Source organism: Sinomonas sp. RB5 (genome assembly GCF_054063535.1).
Genome location: NZ_JBSSGJ010000006.1, coordinates 107,894 through 123,507, shown reverse-complemented (window position 1 = coordinate 123,507; position 15,614 = coordinate 107,894). Strand labels below are relative to the sequence as shown.

At 67.2% G+C, this 15,614-nt stretch carries 15 protein-coding genes; 5 read left to right on the top strand and 10 right to left on the bottom strand.

Going from position 1 to position 15,614, the window contains the following annotated elements; all coding sequences use genetic code 11:
- Positions 1 to 33 precede the first annotated feature (33 nt).
- The 3 genes from ACVWWH_RS09130 to ACVWWH_RS09120 form a co-directional block, all read right to left on the bottom strand.
- The gene (locus ACVWWH_RS09130) at positions 34 to 1,755 is read right to left on the bottom strand and encodes a DNA/RNA helicase domain-containing protein (RefSeq protein ID WP_457316360.1); all 1,722 of its coding nucleotides are present in this window, start codon (positions 1,753 to 1,755) and stop codon (positions 34 to 36) included.
- On the bottom strand, positions 1,742 to 2,056 hold the full coding sequence (locus ACVWWH_RS09125) for a nucleotide pyrophosphohydrolase (RefSeq protein WP_457316430.1): 315 nt from the start codon (positions 2,054 to 2,056) through the stop codon (positions 1,742 to 1,744). The genes ACVWWH_RS09130 and ACVWWH_RS09125 overlap by 14 nt, the downstream gene beginning before the upstream one ends.
- A gap of 180 nt (positions 2,057 to 2,236) precedes the next feature.
- On the bottom strand, positions 2,237 to 3,823 hold the full coding sequence (locus ACVWWH_RS09120; RefSeq protein WP_457316359.1) for a reverse transcriptase domain-containing protein: 1,587 nt from the start codon (positions 3,821 to 3,823) through the stop codon (positions 2,237 to 2,239).
- Positions 3,824 to 4,300: 477 nt separating this feature from the next.
- Here ACVWWH_RS09120 and ACVWWH_RS09115 point away from each other — a divergent pair, with 477 nt between their 5' ends.
- The 3 genes from ACVWWH_RS09115 (at position 4,301) to ACVWWH_RS09105 (ending at position 7,187) form a co-directional block, all read left to right on the top strand.
- Entirely contained in the window at positions 4,301 to 4,468 is a 168-nt protein-coding gene (locus tag ACVWWH_RS09115) for a hypothetical protein (protein WP_457316358.1), read from the top strand.
- Between the two features lie 431 nt (positions 4,469 to 4,899).
- A complete protein-coding gene (locus ACVWWH_RS09110; RefSeq protein WP_457316429.1) occupies positions 4,900 to 6,072 on the top strand; it encodes a DUF3761 domain-containing protein in 1,173 nt (390 codons plus the stop codon).
- A 188-nt stretch (positions 6,073 to 6,260) separates the two neighbouring features.
- The gene (locus ACVWWH_RS09105; RefSeq protein WP_457316357.1) at positions 6,261 to 7,187 is read left to right on the top strand and encodes an HNH endonuclease family protein; all 927 of its coding nucleotides are present in this window, start codon (positions 6,261 to 6,263) and stop codon (positions 7,185 to 7,187) included.
- Positions 7,188 to 7,257: 70 nt separating this feature from the next.
- Here the strand turns inward: ACVWWH_RS09105 and ACVWWH_RS09100 are convergent, their stop codons facing one another.
- The 5 genes from ACVWWH_RS09100 to ACVWWH_RS09080 form a co-directional block, all read right to left on the bottom strand.
- Complete coding sequence (locus ACVWWH_RS09100) at positions 7,258 to 8,268, bottom strand: ABC transporter substrate-binding protein (protein ID WP_457316356.1); 1,011 nt, start codon at positions 8,266 to 8,268, stop codon at positions 7,258 to 7,260.
- Positions 8,265 to 9,143 (bottom strand): ABC transporter permease, encoded by an 879-nt coding sequence (locus ACVWWH_RS09095; protein ID WP_457316355.1) that lies wholly within the window; start codon positions 9,141 to 9,143, stop codon positions 8,265 to 8,267. The genes ACVWWH_RS09100 and ACVWWH_RS09095 overlap by 4 nt, the downstream gene beginning before the upstream one ends.
- Entirely contained in the window at positions 9,140 to 9,943 is an 804-nt protein-coding gene (locus ACVWWH_RS09090) for an ABC transporter ATP-binding protein (RefSeq protein ID WP_457316354.1), read from the bottom strand. The genes ACVWWH_RS09095 and ACVWWH_RS09090 overlap by 4 nt, the downstream gene beginning before the upstream one ends.
- A gap of 80 nt (positions 9,944 to 10,023) precedes the next feature.
- Positions 10,024 to 10,881 carry an NAD-dependent epimerase/dehydratase family protein gene (locus tag ACVWWH_RS09085; RefSeq protein ID WP_457316353.1) on the bottom strand — a complete coding sequence of 286 codons (858 nt, stop codon included), beginning with the start codon at positions 10,879 to 10,881 and terminating at the stop codon, positions 10,024 to 10,026.
- The gene (locus ACVWWH_RS09080) at positions 10,881 to 12,140 is read right to left on the bottom strand and encodes an FAD-dependent oxidoreductase (RefSeq protein ID WP_457316352.1); all 1,260 of its coding nucleotides are present in this window, start codon (positions 12,138 to 12,140) and stop codon (positions 10,881 to 10,883) included. Before ACVWWH_RS09080 ends, ACVWWH_RS09085 begins: the two co-directional genes overlap by 1 nt.
- An 84-nt stretch (positions 12,141 to 12,224) precedes the next feature.
- Between ACVWWH_RS09080 and ACVWWH_RS09075 the strand changes: the two genes are divergently transcribed.
- Both ACVWWH_RS09075 and ACVWWH_RS09070 read left to right on the top strand, forming a co-directional pair.
- Positions 12,225 to 13,121 (top strand): LysR family transcriptional regulator, encoded by an 897-nt coding sequence (locus ACVWWH_RS09075; RefSeq protein ID WP_457316351.1) that lies wholly within the window; start codon positions 12,225 to 12,227, stop codon positions 13,119 to 13,121.
- Positions 13,114 to 13,620 (top strand): shikimate kinase, encoded by a 507-nt coding sequence (locus tag ACVWWH_RS09070; protein WP_457316350.1) that lies wholly within the window; start codon positions 13,114 to 13,116, stop codon positions 13,618 to 13,620. Before ACVWWH_RS09075 ends, ACVWWH_RS09070 begins: the two co-directional genes overlap by 8 nt.
- Positions 13,621 to 13,632: 12 nt before the next feature.
- Here the strand turns inward: ACVWWH_RS09070 and ACVWWH_RS09065 are convergent, their stop codons facing one another.
- Both ACVWWH_RS09065 and ACVWWH_RS09060 read right to left on the bottom strand, forming a co-directional pair.
- Positions 13,633 to 14,463 (bottom strand): alpha/beta fold hydrolase, encoded by an 831-nt coding sequence (locus ACVWWH_RS09065; protein WP_457316349.1) that lies wholly within the window; start codon positions 14,461 to 14,463, stop codon positions 13,633 to 13,635.
- A 77-nt stretch (positions 14,464 to 14,540) separates the two neighbouring features.
- Positions 14,541 to 15,614: a DNA polymerase IV gene (locus ACVWWH_RS09060; protein WP_457316348.1), complete on the bottom strand. Its 1,074-nt coding sequence runs from the start codon at positions 15,612 to 15,614 to the stop codon at positions 14,541 to 14,543.

Below are 15,614 nucleotides of genomic sequence, written 5' to 3'. Positions count from 1 at the left end.
GGTGCCCGGCCCATGCGCGCCGGACACGCGCATTCACGCGCTCCGAGGGATGAACCGACTCAGGTAGGTGCGAAGGGCGGGATCGCAGACGTAGACGTAGGTGCCCCGCATTCCACGGGTGAGCAGAACGCCGTAGATGTTGACGATGTACTCCAGTAGGTGCTCGTCTGAATACACGATGCCGAGGCGTGGGTTGTTTTCCTTGCCCTTCTTGTCGTGATAGTTGCTGCGGTCCGCCACGATGCGCTGCAGTGTAGGGTCATACTTCAATTCGGGCCCAATGATCACGCCCGCGTAGTTGAGGTCGTAACCCTGCACGGTGTGGATTGATCCGACTTCGTTGACCGACTTCGGCGAGTTGATCCAGTCGCGGTCCGTCGAGTTCCAGCGGAGCTTGCAGCTGTCAATTTCGATGTCGTGTGCCTTGGGGTTCTTCTTGCTCACCCATGGCCAAGCATATCCAGCGACGAGCCGCGCCAGCTTGAAATCGCGCTCCTTCTCACGGATCTTCCCAAGCATATCCGTCAGATTGTCGTAGAGCGCGAACTCGTACTCGCCGAACCGCTGAGGCTGAGGCGCAGATTCAGTAAGCATCGACCTGACGTAGGTTACGTAGTCCTCACCAGCCTGAAGGCGCATCTGGGTCAGCAGCCGGTACAAGCGGTGGTCATCCTTCGCCTCTGCAAGCAGCGATGCCATGCGCTCTCTGGGCAGATCCGCGGGACGGACACTTTGGGCAGCGTCGACCAGGAAGATCTGGTGGGTGCTCTGCTTCTTGATCCAATCGAGCTGGGTGAGGGCGTCGTCGTCCGACCCGAACAGACGCTCGTTGATCGTCTGGAAATCTCTGTTGCGCACACCTGAGGACTGGTTCGCTCGTTGCGAGAGCCGATGAGCCTCGTCGACGATCAGCAGATCGTATGGTGTTTCACTGAAGCCGACGTCGAACTGTGAGAGGACCATTCCCTTTCCCAGCCCAGGAGTCTTTGCAAAGACGTTCTGAATTGACTGGCGCAGGGACTGCTGAGGTACAACGAGTGCCACGCGGAAATTGCGGAGCAGCTTGGGGTACCCCTCCAGAAAATACTCCGCGAAGATCGAGTCACTCTCCACGACGTCTTCGTTGTGGTGCGACCGGATGTCACTGAGCAGCTTCATGAGGTAGATGGCGACGATCGTTTTGCCCGTGCCGGGGTCCCCCTGGATGACGATGGTGCTCGACCGGCTGTTCTCAAGGTCCTCGAAGAGGCCCTCCAAGATGTCGTTGACTGCGCCGGCCTGGTCCTGGCTGAGCGCCTTGAACGGCGAGAGCTTGAAGAGGTCGCTGTTGACGATCTGGGGGATCGTCTGGCTGAACATCCCCTCCTTGCGGAGGGTCTCGAAGACGTGGTCGAACGTCTGCTGGTATTGGCCTCGATCGTAGTAATCGGCATCGGTGATGCCCTCGTTGCGGTTCTCCACCGTGAACTTGCCGTCGCCGGCGAAGAACCGAATGAGGTATGACTCGAGGTCGAGGCACGCTGACTTGTTGAAGCGGTCGTCCACGATGACCCGAACGGCATGGAGGTTCTCACGACCGTTTGCGAGGTGCTGGGTCATGCGGCTTGCTGCATTCAGCGACTCGCCGATGTAGATGCTGCTGTCGTTGTTGAGCGTGTAGACCACCGGCCAGTTGCGGTGGCGTGCGTCGCCGGCTGCCCATACCTTGACTGATTCGGTGTCGAGTGCGAGGCGCTCGATCCTAAAGCTGGTCATGCTTGGTACTCCGCCCGCGCGACAGCTCGACTGGGTACTTGGCTCGAGTGATCTCGAGCTTCTCGAGCACGATGTCCTGGGGGTCAACCCCAAGCCGGTCGGCCAAGAGCAAGCAGTAGGTCAACACGTCGGCGAGCTCGTGGCGGACCGCGCGGTTGTCCACTTGAGTACCCCATTGGTAGCACTCGAGCAGCTCGCCGGCCTCGATGGAGATACTCTTTGCGAGGTTCTCGGGCGTGTGGAACTGCGCCCACTCTCGTTCCCGTGCAAATTCGCGAAGCGCGCTAACGAGGTGCACCATCCGGTCTTCGGTCACGGTCACCACGCTATCAAGTGGATTCGAGGTGTCAGCCTCATCCTGACCAAGTCGCGGCTCGCATAGCGCTGGTCGGCTTTTGATTTTGAGGCAAGAGCTAGGCCTCCGAGCGACGCATCATGGCTGGGGTAATCGCGCGAGCACCGCACCACTTGCACGCCCGTCTCAGGACTCGCTTCCGTACAAGTACAACGGTGCATCGCCTGCTACCACTCCTAAACCGTGCGTATTCACCGCAGTCCTAATGACGCTTGCGATTCTAGTGAAGCTTGGTATCCGCAAGTCGATTTTCTGATGGTTTCTCCTCGAGGTGGTTTGGTAATCGATAAGGGCATCTTTGCCGAGTCCCATTGGACGCGGGCGTCCAAGCCCTTGGCGAGCTAGGAGCTTCTCACGTTTGCGCATTGCGAGCCACAACTCGCTTGCGAGCCAAGCGTCAAGCTCCCGGAGGCTGGCATCGTCATCGATTAGTGGGAAAAACGACATCACCCCTTCGAAGGACATCGGAGGAACGCGACCGGAATGAAACCTCCGGATGTCAGCTTCGCTGAGGGGTCCGTATAAATAGCGCCGAATTTGCCATATCGCCGTGACGTAGTCGCGATCGACATCGGTCAACTGTGTTGGTTCCTGTGCATTGCGCAAGGGCTCAAGTAATAGGTTGGTATAAATGAGATGCTGTAGGCGCTTCCTAATCTTACTCTTGGTGGCCTCTTTCATCTTCGTTGATCGCAAAGAAATAGTATGGCCGAGATAGTCTACTGATCTCGTTGAAGCCATCTCCACTGTTGGCGAGTTCTCACCAACGAGCAAGCGGATGCCGGGGCTCTTCTCAGCATTGATCGGTGAGCCGATCCGCTCAGACTCCTCGTGCAGCACTTCAGCCGCTTGACATATGCGTCCATAGTCATCGGACCAAATAAGAGTATCATCGGCGTAGCGCGCAAAACCTACGCCGAGTCGTTCCAAATTCCGATCAATTTCGGATGCCGCAATGTTGGCAAGAAAGAGACTGATCGACGTTCCTTGAGGAACGCCTGTTCGCCGGGCCTCAGCAGCCGGACCGTTCTCGCTGAAGTACGGCTCGGGTGCTTCGAGGAACTGTTGAATCAAGAAGTCCTCGAGTGGCGTACGAATGACGCCCAATCGGTCGAGGGACTCTCGGATAAATTCATGATTTACCGTGTCAAAAAACTTGCTGAAATCGTACTCTGCCACAAAAATCCGGTGGTGTCGTCCAAATTCGCTCTTCACATAGGCGATGGCATCGTGAGGCGTGAGGTCCGGACGATATGCATAGGCCCTCGCGCTGATGCGAGGTAGGTTTTTTCGCATCAGTGACCGAAAGAGGGTATTGGAAACCACTTCATCTGCTATCTGAAATGTACTGACGATTCGTTTCCCGCCTGAAGGCTTGGGTACGTGGAATCCTGCGGGCCTCCTGGGCGTATATGAACGGTTTCTGAGGCGCAGCGTCACGGCATGTGCGACCGCCTTTCGTCGTCCTCTGACGATAAATGGATCGAAGCCAGAGTCCAAGGCCCAGGTCTCCGGTCGGCGAACCGGGAGCAGCTCTGGCTCGCCTTTGCTCCTGCGACGACGGCGAACATTCTCATCGAACACGGATTTCGCGTACTTCTCATGCTCGCGTATGAGGCGAGTTGTCGCGCTCAAGAGCCGTTCTTCTAACTGCCACCACACAGCCACACCCCCAAATTGAAGCGGTGGAAGCGAACTGACGTTCGCTTCCACCCACTCGGCTTCAGATCCATGCAAAATGTGCTTCACGCAGGTGGTCGGCTCGCGCTTCTCACCCCAGAGCGGGCAGCTTGGTGATCAGCCAGAGGATGCCCAAAATTGGAACGAGGCCTAGCTCCTCTTGGAGCATGATTGCCAGTATAGCCAAAGCCATGCCGACGAGTAGGCGCCTCGCCGGAATATGCACTGCGGTTGTCCCGGATCGCCTGTGGCCACCAGTACGACACCGCGACCCATGCTCGACTGGTCGATGGCTCGGTCCGAACCTGCAACCCTACTTTTGCAGGTCGACGTTGGGCGCCGGGAATGCCGCAAGTCCACGCTTAGCCCCATACGTTCTTGTAGAACGTGCTCAATTCCGCCTGCTCCAACGAGACGCAGGAGGACTCTTGTCCTTAGTCTAGGAGGCGCACGAGCACGGCGTTCTTCCCGCCCATGTCGAGCCGCACCTGCCCTTGAGGTGCAGTTGCTTTGGGTACCGAGGCGACAGCCCTCCTGGAGACGCTCCGTGTCAAGGGCCGCGCGCCGAAGACAGGCTACGACCGCTCCCAGTTCGGCGCGGAGTGGCTCGACGTGGACGGGAACGGCAGCGGCACCCGCAACGACATGCTCAACGTCGACCTGATGGACATCGCCTAGGGCACGTCCGTGCCCTGCACGGTCGCCTCCGGCATCCTCGCCGCCCCCACGCTTGCACCAGCATCGTGTTCCTACGCAGGGTGGGCGCGAGCGACGCGGTGCAGATCGCCCACGTGGTGGCTGATGGGCCCAGCGCGGGGCTCTTGCCAACGATCCGCTCAACCTCCAGTCCACCGACGGGCCCACCGGTTCGGTTGTACGTTGCACAATTCCGAAAGGCTCGGGGCGGAAAGACCTATGTCTGCAGGGCAGCTGCACGCCGAAAAAAGGCTATCGAGGCAAGAGCCGTGGTCGCGGCCCAGATGAACCGTCTTCCCCCCACGTGGAGAACTCCATCACGCTGCGCGCGCCGGTGCGCAGGCGGGCTCTCCGGGAAGGCAAACACTTGACGGCCCTCGTGCGCGGGTCCACTCTTGACCTTGCTCAGCTCAATGGTGATCCCCAAACAAGGTCTTCGGCGGCGCGAGCTGCAATTTACTAAAGCTGCATCCATTGGGGGAGCGATGAACGCAACGCGCAATTGGGGTCCGTCGACGTGGGTGGGTGCATCGATAGTCGCACTGCTGCTCCTGCTGACCTTCTTCACCCCCATCCCTTTTGTCTGGGTCTTCTTCCTTTTTGGCACCACGTTGGTGACGGCTCTCTACGCGCTCATCACGGGACGACATTCCTGGTTGCGGTTCGGGGGACGCAAAGTGGCCGCGATCGGGGTCGCCGCATCGATCGTCGTCGGCTTCACGTCAATGGCGGCGGCCGCTGCCACCATGCCTGTACCGGCGGCAGTCAAGGCCTCTCAGAGCGCTACCGTCCCCCAGGCCACAAACAGCGCGACCGCGTCCCCCGCACCGTCACAGACAACGCAGCTCTCACCCTCGCCGACGGCAGCGCCCCAGTCTTCGACCGCCGAGCCCTCCACGACGGCATCGTCTGCGGTGACCACATCGCCGTCCGCGGCGCCGCCAGTGGCCTATTCAGCCGCTGTGCGGGCTCCTGGCGGTGCGGTTCTTCCGGACAAGGCCACTACTCCTGGGGCCACAAACCCCGCGGTCACCCCATCCACCATTGATACAACCATCTGCGTGACGGGCTGGACGGCACAGGTCCGGCCACCTGAGGAGTACACCTCGAACCTCAAGGTCTCCCAGCTCGCCGGGGGATACACATATAACGGCGACACCAATCCAGCTGACTACGAGGAAGACCACCTCATTCCTCTCGAATTGGGTGGCGCCCCGTCTGACGTCCACAGTCTCTGGCCGGAGCCATCCACCCTCACCTCCGGAGGAGCCAAGTCGAAGGACGAGCTTGAGAACAAGCTCCACGAACTCGTATGTGCCGGAACTCTTGGGCTCGGGACGGCCCAACAGGCCATCGCCTCTGACTGGTGGGCCGCCTACAGCACCTACGTCGTGGCGCCGGCTCCTGCAGCGCCGGCGCCGGCTGCTCCGGCCCCGGCTGCACCCGCTCCAGCGGCTCCGGCTCCTGCCCCAGCTGGAGGGCCGGCGGGAGCTACGGCACTGTGCGTAGACGGTACGTACTCGTATTCGGCGCACCACAGTGGAACGTGTTCGCACCATCATGGAGTTGCTGTCTGGTACAAGTAGCTCCGCGGCCTACGCGGTCGAGGCCAAGACATTGAATCGTTAGACGCGGGAACAGTCCCCAGGGAAGGGTGCGGCGATCGCCTTCCCTCGGGCTCAAGATTGGCTCAGGAAAGCGTCAGGAACCGGAGCTGCGGGCGCACTGCCCAGCACAATGGGGGCGAAGACTCGCTCAACCGGGGGACCAACTTATGCCGCACCTGCACCGCCCGCGCCCATCCGCCAAGCGCCCGCTAGCCCTCTCCGCCTTTCTGACCGCCTCCCTCGCCGTGACGGGCCTCGCGACGGCGACGGCCGCGCCCGCCCAAGCGGCCGGCGTCGTGCCCCAGACCACGGCGACCACCGCCTACGCCGCCCCGAACCCGGAGCCGGCGTACGGCACCGAGGCCGCGGCCCTCCTCGAGACGATCCCGGTCAAGGGCCGCGCCCCCAAGACGGGCTACGACCGCTCCCAGTTCGGCCCGGCCTGGCTCGACGTGGACGGCAACGGCTGCGACACCCGCAACGACATGCTCAACCGTGACCTCACGGACATCACCTACGTCACGAGCGTCTCCTGCACGGTCGCCTCAGGCACCCTCGCCGACCCCTACACCGCCACCACCATCGCCTTCCTCCGCGGTGTGGGCACGAGCGACGCGGTGCAGATCGACCACGTCGTCGCCCTCTCCGATGCCTGGCAGAAGGGCGCCCAGCAGCTCACCTATGAGCAGCGCGTGGCCCTCGCCAACGACCCGCTCAACCTCCAGTCCACGAGCGGGCCCACCAACGAGCAGAAGGGCGACGGCGACGCCGCCACCTGGCTTCCGCCGAACACCGCCTTCCGCTGCGCGTACGTCGCCCGCCAGGTCTCGGTGAAGGCCACCTACAGCCTGTGGGTCACCCAGGCCGAGCACGACGCCATCGCCGGCATCCTCGCCCAGTGCCCCGGCCAGCTGGCCCCCGCGGACCAGCCCGACCCGTCCGCGCCGCAGGCCCCCGCCCCGGCGCCCGCACTGCCCACCGTCACCCCCGGCGCCTACTGCAGCACCGCGGGCGCCCAGGGCGTGAGCTCCACCGGCGTCCTCTACACGTGCAAGACCTCGGCGACGGACACGCGCCTGCGCTGGCGGCAGTAGCGCCCGCAGACAGCAAGCAGAAAGGGGGCCGCGCGGTCATCCACCGCACGGCCCCCTCGCTCAGGAAGGGCTACTTCACGTTCTTCGAGAAGCTCGCGTCCACGTACTTGGTCAGGTCCAGTGGGGTCTTGTACTTGATCGCCCCGGCGTCCATCCAGACCTTCTCCATGTCCGCCAGCTGGTCGGGCATAGGAGCGAGGTTGGGCAGCCAGGTGTAGAGCGGGACCGCCTTGACCTGCGCGGGCGTCTGGTTGGTCGCCTTCGCGATCGTGGCGACGTTCGCGTCCGAGTAGCGCGCGTCGCCCTGCAGGTCCTTGGCACCCTTGGCGAGGGCGTCGAAGAACTTCTGCGCCAGCGGCGAGGAGGCGAACTTGCCGCCGTAGACCACGCCGGTGCCCGAGACGCCCTTGGGCGGCACCGCGAAGGAGACGCCCGTGCCGTCCTTGATCGACTGCGAGGAGAACGGCGCGCTCTCGAGGGCGGCGTCGATGCTGCCGTTCTTGAGCGCGGTGGGCATGTCCGGGTTGCCCAGGTTGACCAGAGTGACGTCCTTGAGCGTCAGCCCGGCCTCCTTGAGCGCGAGCGCCGTGAGGTACGCGCCGGTGCCGCCGGCGCCGCCGGCCACGGCGATCTTCTTGCCCTTGAGGTCGCCGATGCCCTTCACGGTGCCCGCGTCGACCAGCTTCTTGGCGACCACGAGGTCGGTGGGCGAGTTCTTCGTCCCGTCCGAGACGCCCATCGAGCCGACCACCTTGATGTCCAGCCCGGCCTCCATGGCGCTGAACATGCCGGCGGAGAAGCCGGCGACCACGACGTCGAGCTTCCCGCTGGAGGCGAGCGGAACGGCGTCCTGCCCGGACTTCACGTTCTGCAGGTTCAGCTTGATGCCCGCGTCCTTGAAGTAGCCCTTCGCGTCCGCGACGTACATCGGCGCGAAGATCGGCAGCTGCACCTGGCCCACGTTGACGGTCTGCAGGCCACCGGCGTCGGTGGCCTTCTGATCGGCTGCCGAGGATGCGCCGCATCCCGTCAGCGCGAGTCCGACGACGGCCGCGAGGGCCCCAAGCTTTGCCCTGATCATTTCTTGACCTTCCTGTGGGATCCGCCGGGCCGCCGCCACGGAAGCAGCGCCCGTTCGAGAACGATGATGAGACCGGTGAGCAGCGCCCCGAGCAGCGAGACGGTAATTAGCCCCACGTACATGTCCTGGGGCTGGAACAGCTGCCACGAATTCCAGATGAGATAGCCGAGGCCGTCATTGGAGGCGACGAATTCGACCGCGGTGATCACAATGACGGACATGCCGGCAGAAACGCGCAGGCCCGTCATGATCGCCGGGATCGCGCCCGGCAGCAGGATGTAGCGGAACAGCCGCCAGCCCGTGGCCTTGTAGGCCCGCGCCGCCTCGAGGATGCGCGCGTCGATCTGCACGATTCCGGCCAGTGTGTTGATCTGCACCACGAAGAAGACCGAGATGACCACCGCGAGGACCTTCGGCGTCTCGGTCAGCCCGAAGATGAGCAGCAGGAGCGGCAGGATGGCGATCTTCGGCAGGGCGTAGAGCGCGGTGAACGTGGGCCCGAGCGCGGCCCGGACGGGGCGCCACACGCCCATCGCGAGCCCGGCGACGACCCCGAGGGCGGAGCCGATCACGAACCCGGCCAGCAGGCGCCCCGTGGTCGCCACGATGTGGTCCCACAGCTCGCCGTCGGCGATCATCTGCGCCCCGCGCTCCACGATCTTGGTCGGGGGAGTGAACAGGCGCGCATCGAGCAGGCCGCCGCGGGCCGCGGCCTCCCAGCACGCCATGAGGACAATCGGCGTCAGGATGGACAGGAGCAGGTCGCGGGTCCGCAGCCGCCGCTCGCGGCGGTACTCGCGGGCGATCGCGCCCTCGAGCTCGGGCGAGGGCTGGAACGCGTCGGCGCGCGTGGCCTGAGTGGTGGGGGTGCTCATGAATACCTCAGAGATGCTTGGACTTCGTCGCGGAGCGACTCCCAGATGGCCTGGCGCATGTGGGCGAACTCCTCGGTGCCCTCGATCTCGACCTTGCGCGGGCGGGGGAAGGGGACGTCGATGACTTCCTTGATGCGGCCGGGGCGCGCGGACATCACCACGATCTGGTCGCCCAGGAGCAGCGCCTCCTCGATCGCGTGCGTCACGAGGACCACGGTCTTGCGCTCGGCCTCCCAGAGCCGCACGAGCTGCTCCTGCATGAGCATGCGGGTCTGGGCGTCGAGGGCGCCGAGGGGCTCGTCCATGAGGAGCGACGGCGACCCTGTGGCGAACGCCCGCGCGATGGCGATGCGCTGGCGCATGCCGCCGGAGAGCTGGTGGGGGTAGGACTGCTCGAAGCCGGTGAGCCCCACCTCGGCGATCCAGTGCCGGGCGTGCTCCTCGCGCTCCCTCTTCCCGACCGCGGCCATCTGCTCGCCGAACGCGACGTTCTGCAGGACGTTGAACCACGGGAAGACCCCGTGCTCCTGGAACACGAACGCAGACTTCGGGACGTTCGAGGCCGGGAGGTTGGTGGTGACGTGGCCTTCGGTCGCCGTCTCGAGGTCGCCGAGAATGCGCAGCAGCGTCGATTTGCCGCAGCCCGAGGGGCCGACAATGCAGGTGAACGAGCCTGCCTTGAGTTCTAGATTGATATTCACCAGTGCTTGGACCGGGGTCTTGCCGACGAATACTTTCGAGACGTCCTTGATCTCGAAGGCATTGGTCCCGGTATTCACGGGCAGTGCAGATGTGGTCACATGAACTTCCTTTTCCCCAATGGCGGTCAACGCCACGTCGCGATCCTACTGGCGGGTTCACTGCGCTCTGTGCCCATATGTCAGCCTGTCGTCACACGCCTGACGGGAGGCGAGAACATCGGCGGCTCGGGCGAGGAGAACACGCCGCCGATGCAGCGCCGGTCCCACTCCGACCCCTGGGCGGCCCCGGACGCGTCCGCCGGGAGCTCGTCGGCGTGGGCCTCGGCGTCGTCCTCGGGGAAGAACCCGATGGCCCGGCCACCGTCGGGGGAGAGGTAGCCGCGAGTGTTGCGGGAGACGCCCCACACGATCCGGAAGCCCGTCGCCGCCCCGGAGAGGGCGGCCTCGAACAGGCGCCCGGCGTCGGCGGGGGAGAGCCAGGTGCTCAGCATCCGTTCGTTCTCGGGTCTGGCGAACCTCGAGGCGATCCGCAGGCACACCACGTCCAGGCCGTACCGGTCCGCGTAGACGCTCCCGAGCGCTTCGACGGCGGCCTTGGACACCCCGTAGAAGGTGTTCGGGCGGACGGGGACGTCGTCGGGCAGGAGGTCGCCCTCGGCAGGCACCGGGGTGTAGCCGGTGGCGTGAATCGAGCTGGCGAGCACCGCCTTGGGCACGCGGGCGGCGCGCGCCGCCTCGAGCACCGCCTGGGTCCCGTCGATGTTGGTCCGGGAAATCTCCTCCCAGCTCGCCTCGAGGGGGATGCCGGCGAGATGGACGACGGCGGCGCAGCCGGCGAACGCTTCCCGCAGCCGGTCGGCGTCGTGGATCGAGGCGATGACCCACTCGCAGCCCATCGGGTCTGCTGACTCGGCCTGGTCGAGGCAGACCAGCTCGTACCCGCAGCGGCGCAGGTGGGGAATGATGTCGCGCGCGAGGCTCCCGGCGGCGCCGGTGAGGGCGATGCGGCCGCGGGGCGCGGAGGTCGGTGCTGTCATCAGATCAGGGCTCCTTGCCGGGAAAGCAGGTCGCGGACGGCGGCGAGGTCGTGCCGGCCCGAGTCCGCGTAGACGGCCGCGGCGACGCCGGCCGCGTGCCCCGTCGCGAAGGCCGTGCCCATGACGCGCAGGGACGCGAAGGCGCGCCGGTCAGCGCTGACCAGTCTGCCAGCGGCCCACAGGTTCTCGACGGAGGCGGAGCAGATGCTCCCGTAGGGGATGTGATACCAGCCCTTGTCCCGGATGCCGTTGTAGTCGGTGACGCCGGGAACCGTGTGGTCCTCCATGGGCCAGCCGCACCGGGCGATCCCCTCGTCGCCGAGCTTGCGCCCCGCCGCGACGTCCTCCGCCGCCACGGTCTCGAGGCCCTTGAGGCGCCGCCCCTCGCGGATGCCCAGCTGGGGCCCGGTGGCCGCGAGGAAGGAGGCTTCCCAGCCGGGGAGGAAGAGCCGGAACGCCTCGAGATAGTGCCACGTGAGGCGCCGGCCCTCCACCTCGGCCGCGGAGAGGTCCTGCACGTCGAAGACATCGCGGTGCTGGTCGGCCAGCAGCAGCATGACCTCGCCGGAGATCGGCATCCGGACGGCGATGCCGTGGTCGCGCGTGAGCGCAGCGCCGGTCAGGGACTCGTAGCGCCGGACGGCCCGGGCCATCGCGTCCGCGGAGAGGTCCGCCTCGGCCGGGACCCCGCCGACGCGCATCACGAGGGTGCTCGCCTGCCGCTCGTTCACCGCGGAGACCAGCGCCTCGGCTTCGGCGGCCGCGATGAGCGCGCCGTCCCCGCTGGCGTCGACGAAGGCGCGGGCGTGGACGCGGAGGCGGCCGCCGCGGTGGGAGACGTCCACCGCCTCGAGGCGCCCCTCCTGCGCGGCCGCGCCGACGAGGTGGCTGTGCAGCAGCAGGGTGATGCCGGCCTCCGCGACGAGCTCGTCGAACACGGTCTTGGTGGTCTCGAGGTCGAGCAGCACCACCGTGTTGCCCGAGGCCTGGAAGGTCTCGGTACGGTAGATGTCCCGCTTCTGCAGCGCGTCCAGGAACTGCTGGCCGACGCCGGCCACTACCTGCTCGCGCGTCTGGTCGAAGAACCCGCAGTGCGTCAGGACCGAGCTCACGGTCGCGGCGCCGCCGAGGAATCCGTACTGCTCGATGAGGCAGACCGAGGCGCCGGACTGCGCGGCGCCGACCGCGGCTGCCACTCCCGCTGCTCCTCCTCCGACCACGGCGACATCGACGTGTAGGTCTTTCGGTTCTTGTGTCATCCCCCTCATCGTGACCCGGATCACGGCATGTCACAATTGCCCCTTGGGCTCCAGGCCCATGCTCGGCGGGCATACCATGGCCGGATGGAGCTCAGGAGCCTGCACTACTTCTCGACGGTCGCCGAGCTCGGCTCCATCAGCAGGGCCGCCGTCGCCCTCCACCTGACCCAGCCCTCGCTCAGCCGTCAGCTGGCGGCCCTGGAGCGGGAGCTGGGGCACGAGCTGTTCACCCGAACCTCGCGGGGCGCGCAGCTCACTCCCGCGGGGCGCGGCCTCCACACCCACCTGAGGGTGGTCTTCGCCGAGGTGGACCGCATCCCCGAGGTGCTCCGGACGGCGAGCGAGAGCAAGGAGCTCGTCCGGGTCGGGCTGCCTCCGGGCGTGCCCCAGGGCTGGCTCGCCGCGGTGGTGCGCGAGGCGCAGGCCGCCATCCCGCAGGCGGACATCTCCCTGCACGAGGCCAGCAGCGACGAGCAGCGGCTCATGCTCAAGGACGGCCGCCTCGAGATCGGGCTGCTCCACCTCGCGCCGCCGGAGTATCCCTCCGAGCGGGTGCTCACGCAGCGGATCGGCGTGGCGCTCCCGCCCGGCTCGCCGCTCGCCGCCCGGACGTCCATCCGCTTCGCGGACCTCGCGGGGCTGCGCGTCATGGCCCACGCCAACGGGGAGGTGGCGGGGGAGGAGACGCGGCTCCGGGCCGCCTCCAAGGCCGCCGGCGTCACCACGGACTGGATCTTCCGGAGGTTCTCCCAGCACAGCGAGCTGATCGCGATGAGCTCGCGGGCGGACGCCGCACTCATGACCGAGGCCTCCGCGACCCACAACATGCCCAGCTGGCGCTGGGTCGAGGTGAAGGAAGTCGATGCCGAGGGGCACCCGTTGACCGTCGAGACCTGGGCCGCCACGAGCAGCAGCGGCCACCCCTACGTGCAGCGGTTCATCGAGCTGCTCCGAGCGGAAGGGCTGGGCGCCCGTGGCTGAGCGCACCATCGTGCTCGTGGGCCCGACCGGGGCCGGGAAGTCCGCCGTCGGGACCGCCCTCGCGCGGCTCCTCGGCGTCCCGTTCCGGGACAGCGACCACGCGCTGGCCGCCGCGCGGGGGCCCATCCCTGAGCTCTACCGCTCGCTGGGCGAGGAAGCGTTCCGCCGCGCCGAGGCGTCCGTGGTGGCCTCGCTGCTCGCGGAACAGCACCGAGCGGTGCTGTCCCTCGGGGGCGGCGCCGTGCTCGACGGCGGCACGCGCCGCCTGCTCGGAGCCGCCACGGTGGTGTGGCTGGACACCGATCTGGCCACCGTCCTGCCGCGGATCGAGGGAGGGCGGCCGCTCTTCGGCGGCGACGTCGCGGAGGCCTGGCAGCGCAACTACGACCGCCGGCGCCCCCTGTACCAGGAGGTGGCGAGCCTGCGGATCGACGCCCGCCAGGGGACACCCGAGGCGCTGGCCGCCGAGATCGTGGAGGGCCTGCCCGGCCGTCGGTGAGCCGGCCCGCGCCTACGCCGCCTGCGCGAGGAACCGCCGGAAGGCGGAAAGGATCACCTCCGAGGGCCGGTGCAGGGCGCCGTGGCCGGCCCGCGGGACCACGAGGCTGGTGCTGCCTGGCAGGGCCGCGGCGACGCCGGCGGCGATGGTGCGGAAGTAGCCGGGGCTGTGGGCGCCGGCCAGGAGCAGGAGGGGAACCGCGATGCCGGCGTACCGGTCGGCGGTCTCGCGGCTGCCGTCCAGCAGCGCGAGCTCGTGCGCCAGGGAGGGGACCATCTCCCTCCAGGCGTGGCCGTCCCTCGTCAAATGGGCGACGCTCCACACGAGCGCCCGGGCGGCCGGGTCGGGCAGCGGCACCTTCGCCATCACGGGGTCGATCTCCCGGGAGAAGACCACGACGGCGCCCACGTGGTCGCCCCTCGCGGCCGCGGCGGTGAGCGCGGGGAGCATGCTCGTCGGGAGGCACCCGCCGACGTTGACGGCCGGGTCGTAGACGCCCACCCGGCTCACCGGCAGCCGCAGCGCCGCCTCGAGCGCGATGCCCCCGCCGAAGCTGTGGCCCAGGACCACGGAGCTGCCCGTTGCGTCGAGGACCGCCTGGAGGTCCGCCAGCTCGGTCTCCATCGAGTAGTCGGCCGGCTGCGGGCCGGAGCCGCCGCGGCCCCGGCGGTCGTACAGGTGGATCGGGAGGGTCGTCGAGAGGCCCCGGGCGAACCTCGCGTAGGCGGCGGTGCGGATCAGGCTGCCCCCGGCGAGGACCGCGCCTGGCCCGCTGCCGTAGCTGTAGAGGCGCAGGGAGCCGCCGTCTGCGGTTCTGATTGAACGGATCTGGACGGCGACCACGGCGGGCTTCTTCCTCGATGAGTGCGCTCCCAGCCGCGACGATGTGGGGACATGGTAGGCCCGGACAGGCCTCGCCGTCACCAGCCCGCGCGGGTGGGCGTGTGCCCCTCCCTGGCATCCTCGGGCATCGCCAGCTCCGCCCGCAGGCCGAGGAGCCGGATCGGGCGCCCGGGCTCGATCGAGGCCGCGAGCTCGAGGGCACGGGAGAGGACCTCGCCCGGGTCAGAGGTCTCGGGGATCCTGCCTCCGTGCGTCGTCGTGTCGAAGGGGGCATACCGGACCTTGAGGGTCAGCCCCACCACCGGCCGCCCCTCGGCCGCGACGTCCTCCAGGACCCGCGCCGCCAGCTCCCGCACGGCCGCCTCCACCCGGGCGGGGTGGGTCAGGTCGCGCTGGAAGGTGGTCTCGCGGCTGTGCCCGCGCGCCACCCAGGGCGTGCTGTCGACCGTGCTGCTGCCGTCCCCGCGCCCGAGCTGCGCGTACCACGGGCCCATCTTGGGGCCGAACTCGGGGACCAGGTCCTGCGGATCGGCGGCGGCCAGCTGGGCGACGGTCCGGATGCCGAGCGTGGCCAGCCGGGCCGAGACCCTGGAGCCGACGCCCCACAGCTCCTTGGTGGGCCGGGCGCCCATGACCTCGAGCCAGTTCCCGGCCGTGAGCCGGAAGACGCCGGCCGGCTTGCCGAAGCCCGTGGCCACCTTCGCCCGGACCAGGGTGTCGCCGATCCCCACGCTGCAGTGCAGCCGCGTCCGCTCCAGGACGGCGGCCTGGAGCCGGCGGGCGTAGGCCTCCGGGTCGTCGGTCTCGACGCCCACGAAGGCCTCGTCCCAGCCGATCACCTGCACGGTCGCTCCGGGCTGGGCGCGCAGGGTGGCCATCACGGCGTCGGACGCCTCGAGGTAGGCCTCCCGGTCCACGGGGAGGATGACGGCGTCCGGCACCTTCCGTGCGGCGATCCGCAGCGGCATCCCCGAGCGCACGCCGTAGGCCCGGGCCTCGTAGGACGCGGTCGAGACCACGGCCCGCTCCGTCGGATCGCCCCGGCCGCCCACGATGACGGGCCTGCCCGCGATCTCGGGCCTGCGCAGCACCTCGACCGCCGCGAGGAACTGGTCGAGGTCCACGTGCAGCACCCACGGGTTCTGGCTCAC